This is a genomic window from Lutibacter sp., assembly GCF_016342705.1.
Lineage (GTDB): Bacteria > Bacteroidota > Bacteroidia > Flavobacteriales > Flavobacteriaceae > Lutibacter.
This window is the reverse complement of the sequence record NZ_JAEINV010000003.1, coordinates 205,953-227,917: the sequence shown is the minus strand read 5'-3', so window position 1 is coordinate 227,917 and position 21,965 is coordinate 205,953. Positions and strand designations below refer to the sequence as shown.

Below are 21,965 nucleotides of genomic sequence, written 5' to 3'. Positions count from 1 at the left end.
AAAAACAAAAAAAATTATCTTTCGGCTTCTTCAACAAATGCTCTTAAAGGAGCTCCTGTGTAAAGTTGTCTTGGTCTACTAATTGGTTCTTTTCTTAAACGCATTTCTTTCCATTGAGCTATCCAACCTGGCAGTCTTCCTAAAGCAAACATAACAGTAAACATTGGTACTGGAATGCCTAAAGCTCTATATATGATACCTGAATAAAAATCAACGTTTGGATATAAATTACGGGATTTAAAATATTCATCGCTTAAAGCCTCTTTTGCCAATCCTCTTGCAATATCTAATACTGGATCATCTATTCCTAAATCATTTAAAACTTCTTCTGCGGCCTCTTTAATTATGTTTGCACGCGGATCAAAGTTTTTGTACACACGGTGTCCAAATCCCATTAAACGGAAAGGATCATCTTTATCCTTTGCCTTTGCTATATATTTTTGATAATCACCACCATCTTCTTTAATAGCTTCTAACATTTCAATAACTGCTTGGTTAGCACCACCATGAAGTGGCCCCCATAAAGCAGAAATACCAGCTGATAGTGAAGCAAACAAACCAGTTTGAGAAGAACCAACAACACGAACTGTAGATGTAGAGCAATTTTGCTCGTGATCTGCATGTAAAATTAATAATTTATCTAATGCTTTAACCACCACAGGGTTCATAACAAACTTTTCATTAGGTCTTTCAAACATCATTTTAATAATATTCTCAACATAACCTAATGAATTATCTCCATAAGCTAAAGGCAAACCTTCTTCCTTTTTATAAGTCCAAGCAACTAAAACAGGAAATTTTCCTAAAATTTTACAAACTGCTTTAAACATATCTTTTTCAGATTCAACATTAACACTTTTTGGATTAAAAGCTGTAAGTGCACTTGTTAATGCAGAAAGTACACCCATTGGGTGCGCTGACCTTGGAAAACCATCTAAAATTTTCTTAATGTCTTCATCTACAATATTATTCTTCTTGATTTCTTTTGTGAAATCAGCCTTTTGCACTTTGGTAGGTAATTCACCAAATATTAAAAGATAAGCAACTTCCAAAAAATCGGACTTTTCAGCTAATTCTTCAATTGAATAGCCTCTATATCGTAAAATTCCTTTTTCACCGTCTAAAAAAGTAATAGCACTTTCACAAGAACTCGTATTTTTAAAACCCGGATCTAAGGTGGTAATACCTCCTGTTACAGATCTTAAATTGTTAATATCAATGGTAATTTCATTTTCCGATCCTTTTAACATTGGAAACTCATACCTCTTTCCGTCTACTTCTAATATCGCGATATTTGACATAGTTCAATTATATATAAATTAATTTAAGAATTTTTATTTTAACTGTAGCGAATTTAATGATTTTCTAACTATTCTAAAAGGATTTTGTAGAATGTTTTACTAATAATGTATATATTGTTACAAACGTAAAAAAGCCGAGTAAAAACTCGGCTTTTTTAAAAAATATTTATTTAAAATTAAAGAACCTTAAAAGCTTTCGCTTGTGGGTAGTAAGCAACGCTTCCTAACTCTTCTTCAATTCTTAATAATTGGTTGTATTTAGCCATTCTGTCTGAACGAGAAGCTGAACCTGTTTTAATTTGCCCACAGTTTAAAGCTACCGCTAAATCAGCAATAGTATTATCTTCTGTTTCACCAGAACGGTGAGACATAACAGAAGTATATCCTGCATTATGAGCCATATTAACAGCTGCAATAGTTTCAGTTAAAGTACCAATTTGGTTAACTTTAATTAAAATTGAATTAGCAATACCATTTTCAATTCCACGTGATAAACGCTCTACATTAGTTACAAATAAATCATCACCAACTAATTGAACTTTATCTCCAATTTTTTCTGTTAAGTATTTCCATCCTTCCCAGTCATTTTCATCCATACCATCTTCAATAGATATAATTGGGTATTTAGCACTTAATTCAGCTAAATAATCCGCTTGTTCTTCAGAAGTTCTAATAACACCTTTATCTCCTTCAAATTTAGTGTAATCGTATTTTCCGTTCACATAAAATTCTGCAGCAGCACAATCTAATGCTAATTTTACTTGTTCTCCTGGTTTGTATCCTGCATTTTCAATAGCTTTTAACACTGTTTCAATTGCATCTTCTGTACCATCAAAAGTTGGAGCAAATCCACCTTCATCACCTACTGCAGTACTTAAACCACGATCGTGAATTAATTTTTTCAAATTATGAAAAATTTCACTCCCCATTTTTAAAGCCTCCGTGAAGTTTTTAGCCATAACTGGCATAATCATAAACTCTTGAAAAGCAATAGGGGCATCTGAATGAGAACCTCCATTAATAATATTCATCATTGGAACTGGTAAAGTATTTCCACTTACACCACCAACGTAACGATATAAAGGCATTTCTAATTCATTTGCTGCTGCTTTTGCAACTGCTAATGAAACACCTAAAATTGCGTTAGCTCCTAATTTAGATTTGTTTTTTGTTCCATCTAATTCAATCATCATTTGATCGATATAGTTTTGTTCAAAAACTGAAGTACCTAAAAGTTCTTCTGCAATAATTTCATTTACATTTTTTACTGCTTTTAAAACTCCTTTACCCATATAATCTTTTCCACCATCACGCAATTCCATTGCTTCATGTTCTCCAGTAGAAGCTCCAGAAGGAACCGCTGCTCTACCTAATACTCCATTTTCTGTGATTACATCAACTTCTATAGTTGGATTTCCTCTTGAATCAAATATTTGACGTGCATGCACACTTAAAATTATACTCATTTTATTATATTTTTGTTAATTATTTTTCTAGTTCAAATTTACAAAATTTACCCGATTTGTCACTTTTAATTTATTCTTTTATACGATAACGTTTTCGGATAGATTAGTTATAAAAAAAGCCGTTAACTTTACTGTTAACGGCTTTATATTTAATTATTTAGATTTTTTTATGTTTTCTATAAATTCATCAAAAAGATATGATGAATCATGGGGTCCTGGGCTTGCTTCTGGATGGTATTGAACAGAAGAACAATTCTTGCTTTTCATACGCATTCCAGCCACCGTATTGTCATTTAAATGAACGTGAGTAATCTCAAATTCATCATGTTTTTCTAATTCATCTCTATTTACCACAAATCCATGATTTTGGGAGGTTACTTCACCTTTCCCTGTTATTAAATTTTTAACAGGATGATTTATTCCTCTATGTCCATTATGCATCTTATATGTCGAAATTCCATTAGCTAATGCAATAACTTGATGTCCTAAACAAATTCCAAACAAAGGCAAATCTCTTTCAATAATCTCCTTTGCTACCAGCTGAGCATCTTTTAATGGCGTTGGATCACCAGGTCCGTTTGATAAAAAGAAACCATCCGGGTTAAATGCATTCATTTCCTCAAAAGTAGCATTGTATGGAAACACCTTAATATAACAACCTCTAGTCGCCAAATTTCTTAAAATATTCTTTTTTATCCCAATATCTAACGCTGAAATTTTATATGCAGCCTTTTCATCACCATAAAAATATGGTTCTTTAGTTGATACCTTTGATGCTAACTCCAAGCCTTCCATATTTGGAACTGATCTCAATTTTTCTTTTAAATTTTCAATATTTAAATCGGTTGAAATAATAGCATTCATCGCTCCTTTATCTCTAATATAGCTCACTACAGCTCTCGTATCAATATCAGAAATTGCCATTAATTTTTCATTCTTAAAATAATTTTCTAATGAATCCTGAGCATCCTCTCTTGAGTAATTGAAACTGAAATTTTTACAAACCAAACCGGATATTTTTATAGAATCAGACTCAATTTCATCTGTATTAATTCCATAATTACCAATATGTGCATTGGTAGTTAGCATTAATTGTCCAAAGTAAGAAGGATCTGTAAAAATTTCTTGATAACCAGTCATTCCAGTATTGTAACATATTTCACCATATGCCGTACCATCCATTCCAATTGATTTTCCTTCAAAAATAGTTCCGTCTTCTAATAACAGAATAGCTTTTTTACGTTGCGTATATTTCATTTATTTAAAAATTATTAAAGTAGTACTAGATTATTAAGTCTGGGTTTTTATCTATAAACTCCATTATTTTTATAATATCATCTTCCTTTTTATACGATAATCTTTCTTCTTTAACAAAAGCTTCCAGTTTATCTTTATTTTCATCATTATTAAACAAATCTAAAATATCATTTTTAGAAAGTTCGATCATTTGATATTCATTAGTTAGTTTTATCAAATAGCGATAATCCAACTCTTCTTTAGGTTTCCCGGTAGACCCATCTAATCGATTAAAAGTTCCAGGTTTAATTTTAATGTCATATTTTTTGAGAAATTGTCGATTAAAATTTTCAAAAAGAACTTCATAAAAAATATTACCAATTTTTTTAAAAAAATGATTATTTATTTTAATAGAGTCTACAGAGGTATTTCTATATGAAAAATTTTTATTTCTATTAATTCTACTTTCAAAAGAATTTGTTTCAACATTAAAATTTAAATTTGACAAGGAATATACATTATTATTAACATATATCATTCCATCATTATTAAAATTGTCAAAAACATATAAATCATTAGAACTATCTTTTAGTTCTCCTTTAAATTCCACACCTTGGTGAGTTATAAGAGTGCTTTCAATTAATTTAATTGTAAGTTGTTGACTAAAGGCCCAAGTACTTATAAAAATCAAGGATACAATTATAATAAAACTCTTTTTCATATTCAATCTATATTTAATTATAAACAAAAGGGATAAACTTTATAAAAGCTTATCCCCTAGTGTTTTAAATAAAAGCTAACATTTAATTATCGCTCTTAGTTTCTTCAGTTGTTTCAACAGTGTCAACAACAGCATCATCAGCCTTTTTAGACCTTCCTCTACGCGTTGTTTTCTTAACCTTTTTACTATTAGGGTTATAAGTTGTATTATAATCAACTAATTCAATCATTGCCATTGGAGCATTATCCCCTTGACGATTTCCTAATTTAATAATACGTAAATACCCTCCTGGTCTGTCGGCAACTTTAACGGATACTTCATTAAATAATTCAGAAATTGCATATTTGTTACGTAAGTAACTAAATACAATTCTACGATTATGTGTAGTATCGTCTTTTGATTTTGTAATTAAAGGCTCAACAAACTGACGTAATGCTTTTGCTTTTGCAACAGTAGTGTTAATTCTTTTATGCTCAATTAAAGAACAAGCCATATTAGCAAGCATTGCTTTTCTATGCGCCGTTTGTCTTCCTAAGTGATTAAATTTCTTTCCGTGTCTCATCTTATCTTATCGTAATTAAAACTTTCGTTTTAAATTAATCTTTATCTAATTTATATTTGCTTAAATCCATACCAAAATTCAAACCTTTATTATGAACTAATTCATCAAGTTCAGTTAAAGATTTTTTACCGAAATTACGGAACTTCATTAAATCGTTTTTATTAAATGATACTAAATCTCCTAATGTATCTACTTCGGCAGCTTTTAAACAATTTAGTGCTCTTACAGATAAATCCATATCCACTAACTTTGTTTTTAACAACTGACGCATATGTAAAGATTCCTCATCATAAGTTTCAGTTTGAGCAATTTCATCAGCTTCTAAAGTAATACGCTCATCAGAGAATAACATAAAGTGATGAATTAAAATTTTTGCAGCCTCCGTTAAAGCATCTTTAGGTGCAATAGAACCATCTGTAGTAATATCAAAAACTAATTTTTCATAATCTGTTTTTTGTTCTACACGAAAATTTTCTACAGCATATTTTACATTCTTAATAGGTGTAAAAATTGAATCAGTAAAAATGGTTCCTAAAGCAACACCAGATTTTTTATTTTCCTCTGCAGGTACAAACCCTCTTCCTTTTTCAATTGTAATTTCAAAATCTAAAGTAACAGATTTCTCCATATTACAAATTACTAAATCATGATTTAGCACTTGAAATCCAGAAATATATTTTTGTAAATCTCCAGCAGTTAATTGATTTTGATTTGAAATTGAAATATTTACAGTTTCTCTGTCAGTATCATCAATTTGCTTTTTAAAACGAACTTGCTTTAAATTTAAGATAATTTCAGTTACATCCTCAACAACACCTTTAATTGTTGAAAACTCGTGCTCAATACCTTCAATACGAAGTGATGTTATTGCAAAACCTTCTAAAGAAGATAATAACACCCTTCTTAAAGCATTACCAACCGTTAAACCAAATCCAGGTTCTAAAGGTCTGAACTCAAATCTACCGCTAAAATCAGTAGAATCGATCATAATTACTTTATCGGGCTTTTGAAAATTTAAAATTGCCATAATAGAATTGGTATCTTTAAAATTATTTAGAGTATAACTCTACGATTAATTGTTCCTTGATATTTTCAGGGATTTGAATTCTTTCAGGTACACTAACAAAATTACCTTGTTTAGTGTCTGAATTCCAAGTAAGCCATTCATATACATCATTTCTATTAGCTAAAGAGTCTACAATAGCTACTAATGATTTAGATTTTTCTCTAACTGCAACAACATCACCAGCATTTAGAGTAAAAGAAGGAATACTTACTAATTCTCCATTCACAGTAATATGTCTATGAGAAACTAATTGACGTGCTGCGCTTCTACTACGAGCAATTCCTAATCTGTATACTACGTTATCTAATCTAGATTCACATAATTGTAGTAAAATTTCACCAGTAACACCAGAAGATGCCGATGCTTTTTTAAATATGTTTCTAAATTGTTTTTCTAAAATACCATAAGTATATTTAGCTTTTTGTTTTTCTTGTAACTGAATAGCGTATTCAGATTTTTTCCCTCTACGCTTGTTAGCTCCGTGTTGTCCTGGAGGATAATTTCTTTTTTCAAAAGCTTTATCATCTCCAAATATTGCTTCGCCAAATTTACGAGCAATTTTAGTTTTTGGTCCTGTATATCTTGCCATTTCTTTTTGTTAATTAATAGGGATTATGAATTAAGGCTAATCCTTCGATAATCATATAATCCTATCGGTTAAAATTTATTATAATTATACTCTTCTTCTTTTTGGAGGTCTACAACCATTGTGTGGTAATGGAGTAACGTCAATAATTTCAGAAACTTCTATTCCTAAATTGTGAATAGATCTAATTGCTGATTCTCTACCGTTACCTGGTCCTTTCACATATACCTTTACTTTTCTCATTCCTGCTTCATGGGCAACTTTACCACAATCTTCAGCAGCTAATTGAGCAGCATAAGGAGTATTCTTTTTTGAACCTCTGAATCCCATTTTCCCAGCTGATGACCAAGAAATTACATCACCTTTTTTATTAGTAAGTGATATAATAATATTGTTGAATGAAGCAGTGATATGTGCTTCACCAACTGCCTCAACAATAACTTTACGTTTTTTTGTACTTGCTTTCGCCATAATATTAGTTATTATTTAGTTGCTTTTTTCTTATTAGCTACAGTTTTACGCTTACCTTTTCTAGTTCTAGAATTGTTCTTAGTTCTTTGACCACGTAAAGGTAATCCAGATCTATGACGGATTCCTCTATAACAACCAATATCCATTAAGCGTTTAATACTTAATTGAATTTCAGAACGTAATTCACCTTCAATATTGTAAGTTCCTACTTGTTCTCTAATGTTATGAATTTCATCATCAGTCCAATCTTGAACTTTAGTGTCTTCATTAACCTTTGCAATTGCTAAAATTTCTTTAGCTCTGCTTTTTCCAATTCCGAAAATATATGTTAAGGCAATAACACCTCTTTTATTTTTTGGAATATCAATACCTGCTATTCTTGCCATAATTATCCTTGTCTTTGTTTAAATCTAGGATTTTTTTTGTTGATTACATATAATCTGCCTTTTCTACGCACAATCTTGCACTCGGCACTTCTCTTTTTTACTGATGCTCTAACTTTCATCGTTTTATCTTTAGTATCTGTAAGTAATTCTTGCTTTTGTTAAATCGTATGGACTCATTTCTAACTTTACTTTATCTCCAGGTAAAAGTTTTATATAATGCATACGCATTTTTCCTGAAATATGAGCAGTTACCACGTGTCCATTTTCCAACTCCACACGAAACATGGCATTAGATAATGCTTCTGTAATCGTTCCGTCTTGTTGTATGGCTGATTGTTTTGCCATTATGCTAATGATTTTCTTTTAGTTCCTTTTTTCATTAAACCATCATAGTGACGATTCAATAAATGAGAATTGATTTGTTGAATAGTATCTATTGCAACTCCAACCATAATCAATAATGATGTACCTCCATAAAATAATGCCCATCCCTGTGTTAATCCAAAATTGATAACAATAGAAGGCAAAATTGCCACTAACGCTAAAAATAACGAACCCGGAAATGTTATTAATGATAATATTCTATCTAACATTTCTCCAGTATCTTTTCCAGGTCTAATTCCAGGGATAAATCCTCCACTACGTTTTAAATCATCTGCCATTTTATTGGTAGGTATTGTAATTGCAGTGTAAAAGTAACTAAAAATTATAATTAAAAATGCAAATAACAAATTATACCATAAACCAAACATATTAGAAAATTCAATCCCAATAGATTTAATTACTTCATTATCAGACCTAGCTAATAACGCAGGTGCAAACATAATTGCCTGAGCAAAAATAATTGGCATTACTCCAGATGAATTCAATTTTAAAGGTAAATAATCCCTTGATCCAGCAACGCTATTAATATTTCCAGCCACTGTTTTTCTAGCATACTGTACAGCAATTCGTCGAACAGCAGTCACTAAATAAACACAAACCATAATCACTAAGAACCATATAATTACCTCAATAAGTATCATAATTAAACCACCATTTGATGCTGAAATTTTTGATACCGCTTCTTGAATAAAAGCTCCAGGAAAACGTGCAATAATACCAATCATAATTAATAACGAAATACCGTTACCAATTCCTTTATCAGTAATTTTTTCACCCAACCACATTGCAAATATTGTTCCAGCTGTTAAAATTACCATAGATGATAACCAAAACATACTACCACTAATGTAAAATGCAGAGGAAGGAATTAATTGATAAATATTTGTAATATATGCAGGTCCTTGAACCATTGTAATTGCAATTGTTAACCAACGTGTAATTTGGTTGATTTTTTTTCTTCCACTTTCTCCATCCTTTTGAAGTTTTTGTAAATAAGGAACAGCAATTCCCATTAACTGAACAACAATAGATGCAGAAATATAAGGCATAATACCTAACGCTACAACAGAAGCTCTCGCAAAAGCACCTCCGGTAAACATATCAAGTAAACCTAAAATTCCACCTCCACTAGTTTGATTATGTAATGCAGCCTGAGCAGCAGTGATATCAATTCCAGGAAGTGGTATTTGAGCAGCAAAACGATAAATAGCCATAAACCCAAGTGTCAATAAAATCTTATTTCTAAGTTCTTCTATTGTCCAAATGTCTTTAATGGTTTGTATAAATTTTTTCATCTTACTTAAATATTATATTGTTTCTGCTGTACCGCCTAATTTTTCAATAGCTTCTTTAGCAGTAGCTGTAAATTTATGAACTTTTATATTTAATTTACCTTTTAATTCGCCATTTCCTAATATTTTAACTAGGTCATTTTTACCGGCTAATCTATTTTCAATTAAAATATCTAAAGTTACAGTATCTGTAATAATATTATTATCTATTAATTCTTGTAATTTATGTAAGTTCACACCCACATATTCCTTACGATTAATATTTTTAAAACCAAATTTAGGCACACGTCTTTGTAAAGGCATTTGACCTCCTTCAAAACCAACTTTCTTAGAATATCCAGAACGTGATTTTTGTCCTTTGTGTCCTTTCGTAGCTGTACCTCCTTTACCAGATCCTTGACCTCTACCTATACGTTTACCTTGATTTTTAACTGATCCTTCTGCAGGTTGTAAGTTATTTAATGTCATTTCTTAAATATGTTATTTAACTTCTTCAACAGAAATTAAGTGTTTAACTGTATTTACCATTCCAAGGATTGAAGGAGTAGCTTCATGCTCCACTACTTGATTCATTTTACGTAATCCTAGTGCTTCCAAAGTTGCCTTTTGACTTTTTGGACGTCTAATTTTACTTTTTACTTGAGTAACTCTAATTTTTGCCATCTTCTCCTTGTTTTATCCTTTGAATAATTTTTCTAAAGAAATTCCTCTCTCTTGAGCGATCATACTAGCACTTCTTAATTGTAATAAAGCATCAAACGTTGCTTTTACCACATTATGAGGGTTTGAAGATCCTTGAGATTTAGAAAGTACATCGTGTACACCAACTGACTCAAGTACCGCACGAACTGCACCACCTGCAATTACTCCAGTACCATGTGAAGCTGGTTTTAAAAATACTTTTGCTCCACCAAATTTACCTTTTTGTTCGTGAGGTAATGTTTGTTTAAACAAAGGTACTCTTACTAAGTTTTTCTTTGCGTCTTCAATTGCTTTTGCAATAGCAGAGGCAACATCTTTAGATTTACCTAATCCATGTCCAACTACACCATTTCCATCTCCAACTACAACAATAGCTGAAAATCCAAATGCCCTACCACCTTTTGTTACTTTAGTAACTCTTTGTACTCCAACTAAGTGATCTTGTAGTTCTAACCCACTAGGTTTTACTCTTTCTACGTTATTGTATTTCTGATACATAATTTACTAAAATTTTAAACCTGCTTCTCTTGCAGCGTCTGCTAGAGCTTTCACTCTTCCGTGATACAAAAATCCATTTCTATCGAATGCTACATTTGATACTCCAACTTTCACAGCTTTTTCAGCAATACTTTTACCTACTAATTTAGCTACTTCAATTTTTGTTCCTTTTGCATCGATTTCTTTATCTCTAGATGATACAGATACAATAGTAGTACCTGAATTATCATCAACTAACTGAGCATAAATTTCTTTATTACTTCTAAACACAGATAATCTTGGTTGATCAGCAGTACCAAATACTACTTTTCTAATTCTGTGTTTAATTCTAACTCTTCTTTCAAGCTTTGATAATGCCATAATATACTTAATTATTATGCAGATTTACCTGCTTTTCTTCTTAATATTTCTCCAACAAATTTAACACCTTTTCCTTTGTATGGTTCTGGTGCACGGAAAGAACGAATCTTAGCTGCAACTGCTCCAACAAGTTGTTTGTCAAAAGAAGTTAATTTAATAATTGGATTTTTTCCTTTTTCTGAAATGGTTTCAACTTTAATTTCAGGAGCTAATTCTAACACAATATTGTGAGAAAAACCTAAAGCTAAATCAAGTACTTGACCTTGATTACTTGCTCTATATCCTACTCCAACAAGTTCTAATTGTTTAGACCATCCTGTTGAAACACCTGTAATCATATTGTTTAATAAAGCTCTGTATAAACCATGTTTTGCTTTATGGTCTTTACTATCTGATGGACGTACTAAAACAACGTTACCATCTTCAACTTTAACAGTAATATCTCCTGCTAATTCCTGAGTTAACTCTCCCAATTTGCCTTTTACGGTTACTACATTTTCTTTAATATCAAATGTAACATCTTTTGGTAAAGCAATTGGATTATTTCCTATTCTTGACATCTTTGTTTAGTTCTTTATTAATATACGTAACATAAAACTTCTCCACCAACATGCTCTTGGGTAGCCATTTTACCAGTCATTACACCACGAGATGTAGAAACTATAGCAATACCTAAACCATTTAATACACGAGGCATTTCAGTAGCCCCAACATATTTTCTTAAACCTGGTGTACTAACTCTTTGTAATTTTTTAATTACTGAAGATTTAGTAGCCTTATCATATTTCAAAGCTATTTTAATAGTTCCTTGAACCTTATTGTCCTCAAACTTGTAGCTTAAAATATAACCTTGATCGAATAAAATCTTAGTTATTTCTTTTTTAATTTTAGAAGCTGGAATTTCAACAATTCTGTGCCCTGCCATAATAGCATTTCTAACTCTAGTTAGATAATCTGCGATTGGATCTGTAATCATTTTATTTAATTTTGCGGTTTTGGTTTTCAATTGTTTATTGAACCTAAAACCAATTTATAATTTTACCAGCTAGCTTTTCTAACTCCTGGAATTAAACCTTGGTTAGCCATTTCACGGAATGTTACACGTGAAATACCAAATTGTCTCATATATCCTTTAGGTCTTCCCGTTAATTTACAACGGTTATGTACACGAATTGGAGATGCATTTTTAGGAAGTTTTTGTAATGCTTCATAATCACCAGCTTCTTTTAAAGCTTTGCGTTTTTCAGCATATTTTGCAACAACCTTTTTTCTCTTAACCTCACGGGCTTTCATTGATTCTTTAGCCATTCCTTAATTATTTTTAAATGGTAAACCTAATTCCGTTAATAATGATTTTGCTTCTTTATCAGTATTTGCAGATGTTACAAAAGTAATATCCATACCACTAATTTTGTTTACTTTATCAATATCAATTTCCGGAAAAATGATTTGTTCAGTAATACCTAAATTATAGTTTCCTCTTCCGTCAAAACCATTTGCTTTAATTCCGCTGAAATCTCTTACACGAGGTAATGATGAAGTTACCAATCTATCTAAAAATTCATACATTTTATCACCTCTTAAAGTTACTTTAGCGCCAATTGGCATTCCTTTACGTAATTTAAAAGTTGCAACGTCTTTTTTAGATATAGTTGATAATGCTTTTTGACCAGTAATTTTAGTCAGTTCTTCAACAGCGTAATCAATTAATTTCTTGTCAGCTACTGCAGCACCAACTCCTTTACTAACTACAATTTTTTGTAGTTTTGGAACTTGCATTACATTTTTGTAACTGAATTCTTCAGTTAGAGCACCTATTACTCTACTGTTATACTCTTCTTTAAGTCTTGGTATATAAGCCATAACTAAATTGCTTTATCAGATTTTTTAGAAAACCTAACTTTCTTATCACCTTCAGTTCTAAATCCAACTTTAACTGCAGTACCATTTTCGATAAGCATTAAATTTGAAATATGAATAGAAGCTTCTTTTTTCACAATTCCCCCTTGAGGACTTTGTGCACTAGGTTTTGTATGTTTTGATATCATATTGACACCTTCTACAATTGCTCTGTTTTTACTTGAAAAAATAGTAACTATTTTTCCTTCTTCACCTTTATGGTCTCCTGCCATTACTCTAACAGTATCTCCTGATTTTATCTTTAACTTCATAATTTATAAGTTTTAAAGCACTTCAGGTGCTAATGATACAATCTTCATAAATTGTTTTTCACGAAGTTCTCTTGCAACAGGACCGAATACACGAGTCCCTTTCATTTGCTCAGAAGCATCTAACAATACACAAGCATTGTCATCAAAACGAATGTAAGACCCGTCTTTTCTTCTAATTTCTTTTTTCGTTCTAACAACTACCGCTTTTGCAACTTGGCCTTTTTTAATAGATCCATTTGGAGTAGCATCTTTAACTGCTACAACAATTTTATCTCCAATTGACGCATAACGTTTTTTGGTTCCTCCTAAAACGCGGATAACTAAAACTTCTTTAGCTCCAGTATTATCTGCTACTCGTAATCTTGATTCTGTCTGTAACATATTATTTTGCTCTTTCTAGGATTTCTACTAATCTCCAACGTTTAGATTTACTCATTGGACGTGTTTCCATTATTCTAACAGTATCTCCAATATTGCAATCATTTTTCTCATCGTGCGCAACATACTTTTTAGTATTTAACACGAATTTACCGTACATAGGGTGCTTCACTTTTTTAACTTCAGAAACAACAATAGATTTCTCCATTTTATTGCTTGAAACTACACCTATTCTCTCTTTTCTAAGATTTCTTTTTTCCATCTTTTACTTCTGAATACAATTATTGTAATTCTCTTTTAGTTAATTCTGTTGCCACACGTGCTACAGATTTTCTAAGGGCTCTTAATTGCATTGGTGTTTCCAATGGCGAAATAGTATGAGCCATTTTTAGGTCTGTATAACTTTTCTTTAAACTTCCAAGTTTCTCTTGTAACTCTTCCGTTGATAATCCTTTAATTTCTGATTGTTTCATTTCTTTAATCGGTTATTAAGCGTTATCAAAATCTCGAGCTACAATAAACTTAGTCTTAACAGGCAATTTTTGCGCTGCTAAACGTAAAGCTTCTTTTGCAATTTCCATAGATACTCCACCTACCTCAAACATTATTCTTCCTGGTTTCACTACGGCTACAAAATATTCTGGTGCTCCTTTACCTTTACCCATACGTACTTCTAATGGTTTTTTGGTAATAGGCTTGTCCGGAAATATTTTAATCCATAATTGTCCTTCCCTTTTCATATGTCGAGTCGCTGCAATACGAGCTGCTTCAATTTGACGAGATGTAAGTAAGTCTTGTTCCAAAGCTTTGATACCAAACATTCCATTAGAAAGTTGGTGCCCTCTTTGTGAATCTCCAGTCATTTGTCCCTTTCCTTTCTGTACTTTACGATATTTAACTCTCTTTGGCTGTAACATTTTACCTTGTAAATTTTAAATATTATTTTCTTCTACGAGTTTGTGACTTTTTCGAGTTTCCTCTACCTTCTCCTTTTCCTTCTTTTTTAGAAAGACCCACTAAAGGTGATAATTCTCTTTTTCCATAAACTTCGCCTTTCATAATCCATACTTTTACACCCAAACGGCCATAAGTAGTATGAGCTTCAACAAGAGCATAATCAATATCGGCTCTAAAAGTAGAAAGTGGAATTCTTCCTTCTTTATAATGTTCAGAACGTGCCATCTCAGCACCATTTAAACGGCCTGAAATTTGAACTTTAATACCTTCTGCATTCATACGCATTGTTGCTGCAATTGCCATTTTAATAGCTCTTCTATACGAGATTCTATTCTCAATTTGACGAGCAATACTTGCACCAACTAAACGAGCATCTAGTTCTGGACGTTTAATTTCAAATATATTTATCTGAACTTCTTTACCGGTAATTTTTTTAAGCTCTTCTTTTAACTTGTCTACCTCTTGTCCGCCTTTCCCAATAATAATACCAGGCCTAGCTGTAGTGATAGTAACGGTTACAAGTTTAAGTGTACGCTCAATAATTACAGTTGAAACACTTGCTTTAGATAATCTGGCATTAACATACCTTCTTATCTTATCATCTTCAGCAATTTTATCTCCGTAGTTTCTTCCTCCATACCAGTTAGAATCCCATCCTCTGATAATTCCTAAACGATTTCCTATTGGATTTGTTTTTTGTCCCATTTCTACTTATAATTAATTGCTAACGTTTTTACTTCCTAAGACTAAAGTCACATGATTAGAACGTTTTCTAATTCTGTGTGCACGACCTTGTGGTGCTGGTCTTAATCTTTTTAACATTCCTGCGCTATCCACAAATATTTCTTTTACAAATAAACCTGCATCTTCAATATTTGAACCTTCGTTTTTTGCTTGCCAATTTGCAATAGCACTCAATAATAATTTCTCAAGATTAATTGACGATTCTTTCACATTAAATTTTAAGATTTGTAAAGCTTTCTCAACTTCCACTCCTCTTACTAAATCTGCAACTAAACGCATTTTTCTTGGTGATGTAGGACAACCTGTAAGCTTAGCAAAAGCTACTTGCTTTTTCTCTTCTTTTATCTGTTGTGCTCTTATTTTTTTTCGAACTCCCATGATTACCTACTATTTTTTTCCTTTATTTTTTCTGTCAGCACCATGTCCTCTGTAAGAACGTGTTGGTGAAAACTCTCCTAACTTATGCCCTACCATGTTTTCAGTAACATATACAGGAACAAACTGACGTCCGTTATGAACAGCTATTGTTTGTCCAACAAAATCTGGTGTAATCATTGAAGATCTCGACCAAGTTTTGATAACTGATTTATTTCCTGATTCTATTTTCTCTTGAACTTTCTTTTCAAGTTGAAGAGCAACGTAAGGTCCTTTTTTTAATGAACGTGCCATATATCAATTATTTTTTTCTACGTTCTATAATATATTTATTACTCGCTTTAGTCTTAGACCTAGTTTTGAATCCTTTAGCAGGAATTCCTTTTCTTGATCTTGGATGACCTCCAGAAGATTTACCTTCTCCACCACCCATTGGGTGATCAACAGGGTTCATTACAACTGGTCTTGTACGTGGTCTTCTTCCTAACCAACGAGATCTACCTGCTTTTCCAGAAACTAATAACTGATGATCTGAATTTGATACAACTCCAATTGTCGCTGAACAAGTTAATAGAATCATTCTAGTTTCTCCAGAAGGTAATTTCACAGTAGCGTATTTACCATCTCTAGCCATTAACTGAGCAAAAGAACCAGCACTACGTGCTAATACAGCTCCTTGACCAGGATGTAACTCAATACAAGAAATTGTTGTCCCTAATGGAATTTGGCTCAACAACATTGTGTTTCCAACATCCGGAGTAGCTCCTTCACCAGAAATTACAACCTGTCCAACCTTTAATCCGTTTTGTGCAATAATATATCTTTTATCACCATCAGCATAATGCAATAATGCAATAAAAGCTGTACGATTTGGATCGTACTCTATTGTTTTCACGGTTCCTGGAACACCATTTTTATTTCTTTTAAAATCAATAATACGGTATTGTTTCTTATGCCCACCACCTATGTAGCGCATTGTCATTTTACCTCTATTATTACGACCTCCAGATCTTTTATTCGGAGCTATTAAGCTTTTTTCCGGCTTATCAGTAGTAATGGTGTCGAACCCATTTACTACTCTAAAACGCTGACCTGGTGTTATTGGTTTTAATTTTCTAACTGACATTTTTTATCCTTCTTATATATTGCTATAAAAATCAATATTATTACCCTCAACTAATTGAACTACAGCTTTTTTATAAGCTCCTTTCATTGCTTGTACAATTCCACTTTTAGTGTATTTTGTATTGCGTTGAACAGGATAGTTCATTGTTTTTACACTTTCAATTGTAACACCGTACGTTTTCTCTACAGCATTTTTAATTTCAAGTTTATTAGCTTTCTTTGACACAATAAATGTATAACGATTAAATAATTCGCTTGCATTTGTTGCTTTTTCCGTTATAATAGGTTTAATTAAAATACTCATATCTGCTACCTATTTACTTAAATTAGATTCAATTCCTTCTAAAGATCCTTCAGAAAGAATTACTTTATTTGCATTCAACAATTCGTAAGTGCTTAAACTTGAACTTGTTACAGTTTTAGCCGTTTTCAAATTGCGCGATGACAAATATACATTATTATTTGATTCAGCCAACACTAATATAGATTTTTTGTTTTCTATACCTAATGCTTGTAAAACTGTTGCGTAATTTTTAGTTTTTGGAGTTTCAAAATTAAAGTCTTCTACAACAATAATATTGTTCTCTTTCGCTTGAATACTTAACGCAGATTTACGTGCTAATCTTTTTAAGTTTTTGTTTAATTTAAAAGAATAATCTTTAGGTCTTGGTCCAAAAACTCTACCACCACCTTTAAACAACGGAGACTTAATACTACCCGCACGAGCTGTACCAGTTCCTTTTTGTTTTTTAATTTTTCTTGTACTTCCAGATATCTCAGCTCTTTCTTTTGCTTTGTGAGTACCTTGTCTTTTGTTAGCCAAAAACTGTTTTACATCTAAATAAACAGCATGATTGTTTGGCTCTATTCCATATACAGCATCAGAAAGTTCAACTTTTCTTCCTGTATCTTTTCCTTGTATGTCTAAAACTGATACTTTCATTATTTTTGAATAATTACATAAGCGTTAGTATGACCAGGAACACTTCCTTTAACCACAAGTATGTTCTTTTCAGGAACAACTTTTAAAACTCTTAAATTTTGAACAGTTACTTTATTTCCTCCCATTCTTCCGGCCATTTTCATACCTTTGAATACTCTAGCTGGATACGATGCCGCACCAACAGATCCTGGAGCTCTTAAACGGTTATGTTGACCGTGAGTAGCTTGACCAACACCAGCAAAGCCGTGACGTTTTACTACACCTTGAAAACCTTTACCTTTTGTATCTGCTGAAACATCAACAAATTCTCCTTCTTTAAAAAGCTCAACTGTAAGTTGATCTCCTAATTTGTAATCTTCTCTAAAATCTTGAATTTCAACAACTTTCTTCTTAGCAGAAGATCCAGCCTTTTTAAAATGGCCTTGTAACGCTTTACTTGTACGTTTTTCTGCTTTGTCATCGAAACCAAGCTGAAGAGCACTATACCCGTCAACCTCTTCGGTTCTGACTTGGGTAACTACGCATGGACCTGCTTCGATCACTGTACAAGGAATATTTTTCCCGTTCTCGTCGAATAAGCTGGTCATACCGATTTTTCTACCTATTAACCCAGACATAATTAATTAATTATTATTTATTGTTACTATTTATTTAAAAAAATTCAGGGTTGAAAATAATTCAACCCTGAATATATTTTCTTTCCGTTTTTCCTTCGTCAATCGCTCCGGACATGTAAGCCAAACAATTACTTTTGACTTTTAAGAAATTAAACTTTAATTTCTACTTCAACTCCACTTGGAAGTTCTAATTTCATTAAAGCATCAATAGTTTTTGATGATGAACTATAAATGTCTAATAATCTTTTATAAGAACTTAATTGAAATTGTTCTCTTGATTTTTTATTTACGTGCGGAGAACGTAACACTGTAAAAATCTTTTTATGTGTTGGTAAAGGTATTGGTCCGTTTACAACTGCACCAGTATTTTTTACCGTTTTAACGATTTTCTCAGCAGATTTATCTACTAAATTGTAATCGTACGATTTTAATTTTATTCTAATTTTTTGACTCATCGTTTATAATTTAGCGATTAATTACCTTTTGCTTTAGCGATTACTTCTTCCGAAATATTTGATGGACAAGCTTCATAATGTGAAAACTCCATTGAAGATGATGCTCTACCTGATGATAATGTTCTTAAAGTTGTAACATAACCAAACATTTCCGATAATGGAACATGTGCTTTCACAACTTTCGCTCCTGCTCTATCATCCATCGCATTTACTTGACCTCTTCTTCTGTTTAAATCACCAACAATATCACCCATATTCTCTTCTGGAGTAACAACATCAATTTTCATAATTGGCTCAAGAATTACGGCTTTCGCAGCTTTTGCAGCCACTTTATAACCCATTTTTGCAGCTAATTCAAATGATAACTGATCGGAATCCACTGCGTGGAATGAACCATCATATAAAGTAACCTTCATACTATCCATTTCATATCCAGCTAAAGGACCGTTTTTCATTGCCATTTTAAATCCTTTCTCTATAGAAGGAATAAATTCTTTTGGCACGTTACCACCTTTAATTTCATTAACGAAAATTAAACCAGTTTCACCTTCACCTGCAGGCTCCATAATAAATTTAATATCAGCAAATTTACCACGTCCACCAGATTGTTTTTTATAAACTTCACGGTGATCAGCTTTTGCAGTAAGTGCTTCTTTATATTCAACTTGTGGTTGACCTTCATTCACTTCAACTTTAAACTCACGCTTTAAACGATCAACAATAATTTCTAAGTGTAACTCACCCATTCCAGAAATAATAGTTTGACCTGAAGCTTCATCTGTTTTTACAGTAAATGTTGGATCTTCTTCAGCTAATTTACTTAAAGCCATCCCTAATTTATCAACATCAGCTTTCGTTTTAGGTTCCACAGCAATACCAATAACTGGATCAGGGAAATTCATCGATTCTAATACAATAGGGTGTTTTTCATCACACATAGTATCACCAGTTTTGATGTCTTTAAATCCAACACCAGCACCAATATCACCAGCTTCAATATAATCAATTGCATTTTGCTTATTCGCATGCATTTGATAAATTCTTGAAATACGTTCTTTTTTACCAGAACGACTATTCAAAATATAAGAACCAGCATCTAAGCGTCCAGAATATGCTCTAAAGAAAGCTAAACGTCCAACATAAGGATCGGTAGCAATTTTAAAAGCTAATGCTGCAAATGGTTCTTTTACATCCGGCTTACGAATTTCTTCTTTTTCAGTATCTGGATTCATACCCATAACACCTTCTTTATCAGTAGGTGAAGGTAAATAACGACAAACAGCATCTAACAAGAACTGTACTCCTTTATTTTTGAAAGCTGACCCACATACCATTGGTATAATAGACATATCCATTACAGCAGCACGAAGCGCAGCATGCACTTCATCTTCAGTAATAGAATCTTCATCTTCCATATATTTTTCTAATAGGTTTTCATCATACGCAGCAACTTCTTCAATTAATTTACCACGTAATTCTTTAGCCTCTTCTTTTAAATCTTCAGGGATTTCAACTACATCAAAAGTAGCACCCATTGTATGGTCATGGAAAATTACTGCACGATTCTTAACTAAATCTACAATTCCTCTAAAGTTTTCCTCATCACCAATATTGATTACGATAGGCACTGCATTAGAGCCTAACATTTCTCTTACTTGTTGACAAACAGCTAAAAAGTTAGCACCTTGACGGTCCATTTTATTAACAAAACCAATTCTAGGCACTTTATAATTATCGGCTAATCTCCAGTTAGTTTCAGATTGAGGTTCAACACCATCAACTGCACTAAATAAGAAAACCAAACCATCTAAAACACGTAACGAACGATTTACTTCAACCGTAAAATCAACGTGACCTGGAGTGTCAATTATATTAAAATGATATCCTTTTGCGTCCGCAGTTGGTTCTCCGTTTTCTGTTGGGAATTTCCACTCGCAAGTTGTTGCAGCAGAAGTAATTGTAATACCTCTTTCTTGTTCCTGCTCCATCCAGTCCATAGTTGCAGCACCATCATGTACTTCTCCAATTTTGTGAGAAACACCAGTGTAGTAAAGAATACGTTCTGTACACGTAGTTTTACCAGCATCAATATGTGCAGCAATTCCTATATTTCTTGTATATTTTAAATCTCTTGCCATTTCTTATTATTAAAATCTAAGGTGAGAGAATGCTTTGTTAGCATCTGCCATTTTATGAACATCAATTCTTTTCTTAACAGCAGCACCTTCTTCTTTTGCAGCAGCTAAAACTTCACCAGCTAAACGCTGAGCCATTGATTTTTCATTACGTTTTCTTGAATAAGATATCAACCATTTTATTGCAATAGACACCTTACGGTCTGGTCTAATTTGCATTGGAATTTGAAAAGTAGCTCCACCAACACGACGGCTACGAACCTCAACGTGCGGCATTACATTTGATAATGCATCTTTCCATATCTCTAATGATGATTTTTCATCATTTTGCTTTTTTTGTTCTACAATGTCTAACGCATCATAAAACACTTTGAAAGCTACAGATTTTTTACCGTCCCACATTAAGTTGTTCACAAAACGTGTTACCAATTGATCATTAAACTTTGGATCTGGTAAAAGAACTCTTTTTTTCGCCTTTCTTTTTCTCATGTCTTTACATTAAAGTTTTTTAATTACTTTTTAGGTGCTTTTGTACCATATTTAGAGCGACGTTGTGTTCTTCCATCAACACCTGCAGTATCTAATGCTCCACGAACAATATGATACCTAACTCCTGGTAAATCTTTAACCCTTCCACCTCTAACTAATACTATCGAGTGCTCTTGTAAATTATGTCCTTCTCCAGGGATGTAAGCGTTTACTTCGTTACCATTTGTTAGCCTTACCCTTGCAACTTTACGCATTGCTGAGTTTGGTTTTTTAGGTGTAGTTGTGTAAACACGTGTACATACTCCTCTACGTTGAGGACATGAATTTAAAGCAGCCGATTTACTCTTCTTAGTTATTTTGGTTCTTCCTTTTCGTACTAATTGCGAAATTGTTGGCATACTAAAATTTTGTTATTATATTACTTATAAATTTCTTAGCTCTTTTCTAAGAGTTTGCAAATGTACAAATTAATTCTTGTTAACCAAACTTGTATATAATTTATTTTTCACATAAAAGTTCAATAAATATTCATGTATATTCACATC

General features: G+C 32.3%; 36 protein-coding genes. All 36 read right to left on the bottom strand.

Annotation, left to right across the window (positions count from 1 at the left end; all coding sequences use genetic code 11):
- Window positions 1-14: 14 nt before the first annotated feature.
- The 36 genes from JEY78_RS04650 to rpsL all read right to left on the bottom strand — a co-directional run bounded on the left by JEY78_RS04650 (window position 15) and on the right by rpsL (window position 21,818).
- The gene (locus JEY78_RS04650; RefSeq protein ID WP_291847257.1) at window positions 15-1,301 is read right to left on the bottom strand and encodes a citrate synthase; all 1,287 of its coding nucleotides are present in this window, start codon (window positions 1,299-1,301) and stop codon (window positions 15-17) included.
- 176 nt (window positions 1,302-1,477) lie between these two features.
- Window positions 1,478-2,767 carry a phosphopyruvate hydratase gene (gene eno / locus JEY78_RS04645; protein ID WP_291847255.1) on the bottom strand — a complete coding sequence of 430 codons (1,290 nt, stop codon included), beginning with the start codon at window positions 2,765-2,767 and terminating at the stop codon, window positions 1,478-1,480.
- A gap of 153 nt (window positions 2,768-2,920) precedes the next feature.
- Window positions 2,921-4,024 (bottom strand): glutamine-hydrolyzing carbamoyl-phosphate synthase small subunit, encoded by a 1,104-nt coding sequence (gene carA / locus JEY78_RS04640; protein ID WP_291847254.1) that lies wholly within the window; start codon window positions 4,022-4,024, stop codon window positions 2,921-2,923.
- A 25-nt stretch (window positions 4,025-4,049) separates the two neighbouring features.
- On the bottom strand, window positions 4,050-4,724 hold the full coding sequence (locus tag JEY78_RS04635; RefSeq protein WP_291847249.1) for a hypothetical protein: 675 nt from the start codon (window positions 4,722-4,724) through the stop codon (window positions 4,050-4,052).
- Between the two features lie 82 nt (window positions 4,725-4,806).
- Window positions 4,807-5,286: a 50S ribosomal protein L17 gene (gene rplQ / locus JEY78_RS04630; RefSeq protein WP_291847246.1), complete on the bottom strand. Its 480-nt coding sequence runs from the start codon at window positions 5,284-5,286 to the stop codon at window positions 4,807-4,809.
- 34 nt (window positions 5,287-5,320) lie between these two features.
- On the bottom strand, window positions 5,321-6,313 hold the full coding sequence (locus JEY78_RS04625; protein ID WP_291847243.1) for a DNA-directed RNA polymerase subunit alpha: 993 nt from the start codon (window positions 6,311-6,313) through the stop codon (window positions 5,321-5,323).
- Between the two features lie 22 nt (window positions 6,314-6,335).
- Window positions 6,336-6,941 (bottom strand): 30S ribosomal protein S4, encoded by a 606-nt coding sequence (rpsD, locus tag JEY78_RS04620; RefSeq protein WP_291847240.1) that lies wholly within the window; start codon window positions 6,939-6,941, stop codon window positions 6,336-6,338.
- An 84-nt stretch (window positions 6,942-7,025) separates the two neighbouring features.
- On the bottom strand, window positions 7,026-7,409 hold the full coding sequence (gene rpsK, locus JEY78_RS04615) for a 30S ribosomal protein S11 (RefSeq protein ID WP_291847237.1): 384 nt from the start codon (window positions 7,407-7,409) through the stop codon (window positions 7,026-7,028).
- A gap of 11 nt (window positions 7,410-7,420) precedes the next feature.
- Window positions 7,421-7,795, bottom strand: coding sequence for a 30S ribosomal protein S13 (rpsM, locus tag JEY78_RS04610; protein ID WP_291847235.1), 375 nt, complete (start codon window positions 7,793-7,795; stop codon window positions 7,421-7,423).
- A 2-nt stretch (window positions 7,796-7,797) separates the two neighbouring features.
- Complete coding sequence (gene ykgO, locus JEY78_RS04605) at window positions 7,798-7,914, bottom strand: type B 50S ribosomal protein L36 (protein WP_073370549.1); 117 nt, start codon at window positions 7,912-7,914, stop codon at window positions 7,798-7,800.
- 10 nt (window positions 7,915-7,924) lie between these two features.
- Window positions 7,925-8,140, bottom strand: a complete 216-nt coding sequence (gene infA, locus JEY78_RS04600; protein ID WP_129365759.1) for a translation initiation factor IF-1 — start codon at window positions 8,138-8,140, stop codon at window positions 7,925-7,927.
- Entirely contained in the window at window positions 8,140-9,474 is a 1,335-nt protein-coding gene (gene secY, locus JEY78_RS04595) for a preprotein translocase subunit SecY (protein ID WP_291847226.1), read from the bottom strand. Before secY ends, infA begins: the two co-directional genes overlap by 1 nt.
- 12 nt (window positions 9,475-9,486) lie before the next feature.
- Window positions 9,487-9,939, bottom strand: coding sequence for a 50S ribosomal protein L15 (rplO, locus tag JEY78_RS04590; protein WP_291847223.1), 453 nt, complete (start codon window positions 9,937-9,939; stop codon window positions 9,487-9,489).
- Window positions 9,940-9,951: 12 nt separating this feature from the next.
- The gene (gene rpmD / locus JEY78_RS04585; protein WP_291847220.1) at window positions 9,952-10,134 is read right to left on the bottom strand and encodes a 50S ribosomal protein L30; all 183 of its coding nucleotides are present in this window, start codon (window positions 10,132-10,134) and stop codon (window positions 9,952-9,954) included.
- A 12-nt stretch (window positions 10,135-10,146) separates the two neighbouring features.
- Window positions 10,147-10,671: a 30S ribosomal protein S5 gene (gene rpsE, locus JEY78_RS04580; RefSeq protein WP_291847217.1), complete on the bottom strand. Its 525-nt coding sequence runs from the start codon at window positions 10,669-10,671 to the stop codon at window positions 10,147-10,149.
- A 6-nt stretch (window positions 10,672-10,677) separates the two neighbouring features.
- A complete protein-coding gene (gene rplR / locus JEY78_RS04575) occupies window positions 10,678-11,031 on the bottom strand; it encodes a 50S ribosomal protein L18 (protein WP_291847214.1) in 354 nt (117 codons plus the stop codon).
- A 14-nt stretch (window positions 11,032-11,045) separates the two neighbouring features.
- Window positions 11,046-11,591 (bottom strand): 50S ribosomal protein L6, encoded by a 546-nt coding sequence (gene rplF / locus JEY78_RS04570; RefSeq protein WP_291847212.1) that lies wholly within the window; start codon window positions 11,589-11,591, stop codon window positions 11,046-11,048.
- Between the two features lie 17 nt (window positions 11,592-11,608).
- Window positions 11,609-12,007, bottom strand: coding sequence for a 30S ribosomal protein S8 (rpsH, locus tag JEY78_RS04565; protein ID WP_291847209.1), 399 nt, complete (start codon window positions 12,005-12,007; stop codon window positions 11,609-11,611).
- A 62-nt stretch (window positions 12,008-12,069) separates the two neighbouring features.
- Window positions 12,070-12,339, bottom strand: a complete 270-nt coding sequence (gene rpsN, locus JEY78_RS04560; protein ID WP_291847206.1) for a 30S ribosomal protein S14 — start codon at window positions 12,337-12,339, stop codon at window positions 12,070-12,072.
- 3 nt (window positions 12,340-12,342) lie between these two features.
- Entirely contained in the window at window positions 12,343-12,894 is a 552-nt protein-coding gene (gene rplE / locus JEY78_RS04555; protein ID WP_291847203.1) for a 50S ribosomal protein L5, read from the bottom strand.
- A gap of 2 nt (window positions 12,895-12,896) precedes the next feature.
- Window positions 12,897-13,205, bottom strand: a complete 309-nt coding sequence (rplX, locus tag JEY78_RS04550) for a 50S ribosomal protein L24 (RefSeq protein ID WP_291847388.1) — start codon at window positions 13,203-13,205, stop codon at window positions 12,897-12,899.
- Between the two features lie 9 nt (window positions 13,206-13,214).
- Entirely contained in the window at window positions 13,215-13,583 is a 369-nt protein-coding gene (rplN, locus tag JEY78_RS04545; RefSeq protein WP_090226625.1) for a 50S ribosomal protein L14, read from the bottom strand.
- Between the two features lies 1 nt (window position 13,584).
- Window positions 13,585-13,842, bottom strand: coding sequence for a 30S ribosomal protein S17 (gene rpsQ / locus JEY78_RS04540; protein WP_090226622.1), 258 nt, complete (start codon window positions 13,840-13,842; stop codon window positions 13,585-13,587).
- Between the two features lie 19 nt (window positions 13,843-13,861).
- Window positions 13,862-14,053, bottom strand: a complete 192-nt coding sequence (rpmC, locus tag JEY78_RS04535; protein ID WP_090226618.1) for a 50S ribosomal protein L29 — start codon at window positions 14,051-14,053, stop codon at window positions 13,862-13,864.
- A gap of 15 nt (window positions 14,054-14,068) precedes the next feature.
- A complete protein-coding gene (gene rplP, locus JEY78_RS04530) occupies window positions 14,069-14,497 on the bottom strand; it encodes a 50S ribosomal protein L16 (RefSeq protein ID WP_291847198.1) in 429 nt (142 codons plus the stop codon).
- A gap of 22 nt (window positions 14,498-14,519) precedes the next feature.
- Window positions 14,520-15,242, bottom strand: a complete 723-nt coding sequence (gene rpsC, locus JEY78_RS04525; RefSeq protein ID WP_291847195.1) for a 30S ribosomal protein S3 — start codon at window positions 15,240-15,242, stop codon at window positions 14,520-14,522.
- A gap of 12 nt (window positions 15,243-15,254) precedes the next feature.
- Entirely contained in the window at window positions 15,255-15,659 is a 405-nt protein-coding gene (rplV, locus tag JEY78_RS04520; protein ID WP_090226607.1) for a 50S ribosomal protein L22, read from the bottom strand.
- 9 nt (window positions 15,660-15,668) lie between these two features.
- The gene (gene rpsS / locus JEY78_RS04515; RefSeq protein ID WP_291847186.1) at window positions 15,669-15,950 is read right to left on the bottom strand and encodes a 30S ribosomal protein S19; all 282 of its coding nucleotides are present in this window, start codon (window positions 15,948-15,950) and stop codon (window positions 15,669-15,671) included.
- 7 nt (window positions 15,951-15,957) lie between these two features.
- Window positions 15,958-16,782 (bottom strand): 50S ribosomal protein L2, encoded by an 825-nt coding sequence (gene rplB / locus JEY78_RS04510; protein WP_291847184.1) that lies wholly within the window; start codon window positions 16,780-16,782, stop codon window positions 15,958-15,960.
- 12 nt (window positions 16,783-16,794) lie between these two features.
- Entirely contained in the window at window positions 16,795-17,085 is a 291-nt protein-coding gene (gene rplW, locus JEY78_RS04505; protein ID WP_291847180.1) for a 50S ribosomal protein L23, read from the bottom strand.
- A 9-nt stretch (window positions 17,086-17,094) separates the two neighbouring features.
- Complete coding sequence (gene rplD, locus JEY78_RS04500) at window positions 17,095-17,724, bottom strand: 50S ribosomal protein L4 (protein ID WP_291847178.1); 630 nt, start codon at window positions 17,722-17,724, stop codon at window positions 17,095-17,097.
- Window positions 17,724-18,341 (bottom strand): 50S ribosomal protein L3, encoded by a 618-nt coding sequence (gene rplC, locus JEY78_RS04495; RefSeq protein WP_291847175.1) that lies wholly within the window; start codon window positions 18,339-18,341, stop codon window positions 17,724-17,726. Before rplC ends, rplD begins: the two co-directional genes overlap by 1 nt.
- 149 nt (window positions 18,342-18,490) lie before the next feature.
- Window positions 18,491-18,796 (bottom strand): 30S ribosomal protein S10, encoded by a 306-nt coding sequence (gene rpsJ, locus JEY78_RS04490; protein WP_070237956.1) that lies wholly within the window; start codon window positions 18,794-18,796, stop codon window positions 18,491-18,493.
- 17 nt (window positions 18,797-18,813) lie between these two features.
- Complete coding sequence (gene fusA, locus JEY78_RS04485; RefSeq protein WP_291847172.1) at window positions 18,814-20,934, bottom strand: elongation factor G; 2,121 nt, start codon at window positions 20,932-20,934, stop codon at window positions 18,814-18,816.
- A 9-nt stretch (window positions 20,935-20,943) separates the two neighbouring features.
- Window positions 20,944-21,420: a 30S ribosomal protein S7 gene (rpsG, locus tag JEY78_RS04480; RefSeq protein ID WP_291847169.1), complete on the bottom strand. Its 477-nt coding sequence runs from the start codon at window positions 21,418-21,420 to the stop codon at window positions 20,944-20,946.
- Between the two features lie 23 nt (window positions 21,421-21,443).
- Window positions 21,444-21,818, bottom strand: a complete 375-nt coding sequence (gene rpsL, locus JEY78_RS04475) for a 30S ribosomal protein S12 (protein ID WP_068206887.1) — start codon at window positions 21,816-21,818, stop codon at window positions 21,444-21,446.
- Window positions 21,819-21,965: the final 147 nt, after the last annotated feature.

Excerpts from the sequence above, each read along its gene's own strand:
- JEY78_RS04650 (WP_291847257.1), bottom strand. The coding sequence starts at position 1,301 with ATGTCAAATATCGCGATATTAGAAGTAGACGGAAAGAGGTATGAGTTT.
- eno (WP_291847255.1), bottom strand. The coding sequence starts at position 2,767 with ATGAGTATAATTTTAAGTGTGCATGCACGTCAAATATTTGATTCAAGA.
- carA (WP_291847254.1), bottom strand. The coding sequence starts at position 4,024 with ATGAAATATACGCAACGTAAAAAAGCTATTCTGTTATTAGAAGACGGA.
- JEY78_RS04635 (WP_291847249.1), bottom strand. The coding sequence starts at position 4,724 with ATGAAAAAGAGTTTTATTATAATTGTATCCTTGATTTTTATAAGTACT.
- rplQ (WP_291847246.1), bottom strand. The coding sequence starts at position 5,286 with ATGAGACACGGAAAGAAATTTAATCACTTAGGAAGACAAACGGCGCAT.
- JEY78_RS04625 (WP_291847243.1), bottom strand. The coding sequence starts at position 6,313 with ATGGCAATTTTAAATTTTCAAAAGCCCGATAAAGTAATTATGATCGAT.
- rpsD (WP_291847240.1), bottom strand. The coding sequence starts at position 6,941 with ATGGCAAGATATACAGGACCAAAAACTAAAATTGCTCGTAAATTTGGC.
- rpsK (WP_291847237.1), bottom strand. The coding sequence starts at position 7,409 with ATGGCGAAAGCAAGTACAAAAAAACGTAAAGTTATTGTTGAGGCAGTT.
- rpsM (WP_291847235.1), bottom strand. The coding sequence starts at position 7,795 with ATGGCAAGAATAGCAGGTATTGATATTCCAAAAAATAAAAGAGGTGTT.
- ykgO (WP_073370549.1), bottom strand. The coding sequence starts at position 7,914 with ATGAAAGTTAGAGCATCAGTAAAAAAGAGAAGTGCCGAGTGCAAGATT.
- infA (WP_129365759.1), bottom strand. The coding sequence starts at position 8,140 with ATGGCAAAACAATCAGCCATACAACAAGACGGAACGATTACAGAAGCA.
- secY (WP_291847226.1), bottom strand. The coding sequence starts at position 9,474 with ATGAAAAAATTTATACAAACCATTAAAGACATTTGGACAATAGAAGAA.
- rplO (WP_291847223.1), bottom strand. The coding sequence starts at position 9,939 with ATGACATTAAATAACTTACAACCTGCAGAAGGATCAGTTAAAAATCAA.
- rpmD (WP_291847220.1), bottom strand. The coding sequence starts at position 10,134 with ATGGCAAAAATTAGAGTTACTCAAGTAAAAAGTAAAATTAGACGTCCA.
- rpsE (WP_291847217.1), bottom strand. The coding sequence starts at position 10,671 with ATGTATCAGAAATACAATAACGTAGAAAGAGTAAAACCTAGTGGGTTA.
- rplR (WP_291847214.1), bottom strand. The coding sequence starts at position 11,031 with ATGGCATTATCAAAGCTTGAAAGAAGAGTTAGAATTAAACACAGAATT.
- rplF (WP_291847212.1), bottom strand. The coding sequence starts at position 11,591 with ATGTCAAGAATAGGAAATAATCCAATTGCTTTACCAAAAGATGTTACA.
- rpsH (WP_291847209.1), bottom strand. The coding sequence starts at position 12,007 with ATGATTACAGATCCAATCGCAGATTATCTAACTAGAGTTAGAAATGCT.
- rpsN (WP_291847206.1), bottom strand. The coding sequence starts at position 12,339 with ATGGCTAAAGAATCAATGAAAGCCCGTGAGGTTAAGAGAAAAAAGGTT.
- rplE (WP_291847203.1), bottom strand. The coding sequence starts at position 12,894 with ATGGCTTATATACCAAGACTTAAAGAAGAGTATAACAGTAGAGTAATA.
- rplN (WP_090226625.1), bottom strand. The coding sequence starts at position 13,583 with ATGTTACAGACAGAATCAAGATTACGAGTAGCAGATAATACTGGAGCT.
- rpsQ (WP_090226622.1), bottom strand. The coding sequence starts at position 13,842 with ATGGAAAAAAGAAATCTTAGAAAAGAGAGAATAGGTGTAGTTTCAAGC.
- rpmC (WP_090226618.1), bottom strand. The coding sequence starts at position 14,053 with ATGAAACAATCAGAAATTAAAGGATTATCAACGGAAGAGTTACAAGAG.
- rplP (WP_291847198.1), bottom strand. The coding sequence starts at position 14,497 with ATGTTACAGCCAAAGAGAGTTAAATATCGTAAAGTACAGAAAGGAAAG.
- rpsC (WP_291847195.1), bottom strand. The coding sequence starts at position 15,242 with ATGGGACAAAAAACAAATCCAATAGGAAATCGTTTAGGAATTATCAGA.
- rplV (WP_090226607.1), bottom strand. The coding sequence starts at position 15,659 with ATGGGAGTTCGAAAAAAAATAAGAGCACAACAGATAAAAGAAGAGAAA.
- rpsS (WP_291847186.1), bottom strand. The coding sequence starts at position 15,950 with ATGGCACGTTCATTAAAAAAAGGACCTTACGTTGCTCTTCAACTTGAA.
- rplB (WP_291847184.1), bottom strand. The coding sequence starts at position 16,782 with ATGTCAGTTAGAAAATTAAAACCAATAACACCAGGTCAGCGTTTTAGA.
- rplW (WP_291847180.1), bottom strand. The coding sequence starts at position 17,085 with ATGAGTATTTTAATTAAACCTATTATAACGGAAAAAGCAACAAATGCA.
- rplD (WP_291847178.1), bottom strand. The coding sequence starts at position 17,724 with ATGAAAGTATCAGTTTTAGACATACAAGGAAAAGATACAGGAAGAAAA.
- rplC (WP_291847175.1), bottom strand. The coding sequence starts at position 18,341 with ATGTCTGGGTTAATAGGTAGAAAAATCGGTATGACCAGCTTATTCGAC.
- rpsJ (WP_070237956.1), bottom strand. The coding sequence starts at position 18,796 with ATGAGTCAAAAAATTAGAATAAAATTAAAATCGTACGATTACAATTTA.
- fusA (WP_291847172.1), bottom strand. The coding sequence starts at position 20,934 with ATGGCAAGAGATTTAAAATATACAAGAAATATAGGAATTGCTGCACAT.
- rpsG (WP_291847169.1), bottom strand. The coding sequence starts at position 21,420 with ATGAGAAAAAGAAAGGCGAAAAAAAGAGTTCTTTTACCAGATCCAAAG.
- rpsL (WP_068206887.1), bottom strand. The coding sequence starts at position 21,818 with ATGCCAACAATTTCGCAATTAGTACGAAAAGGAAGAACCAAAATAACT.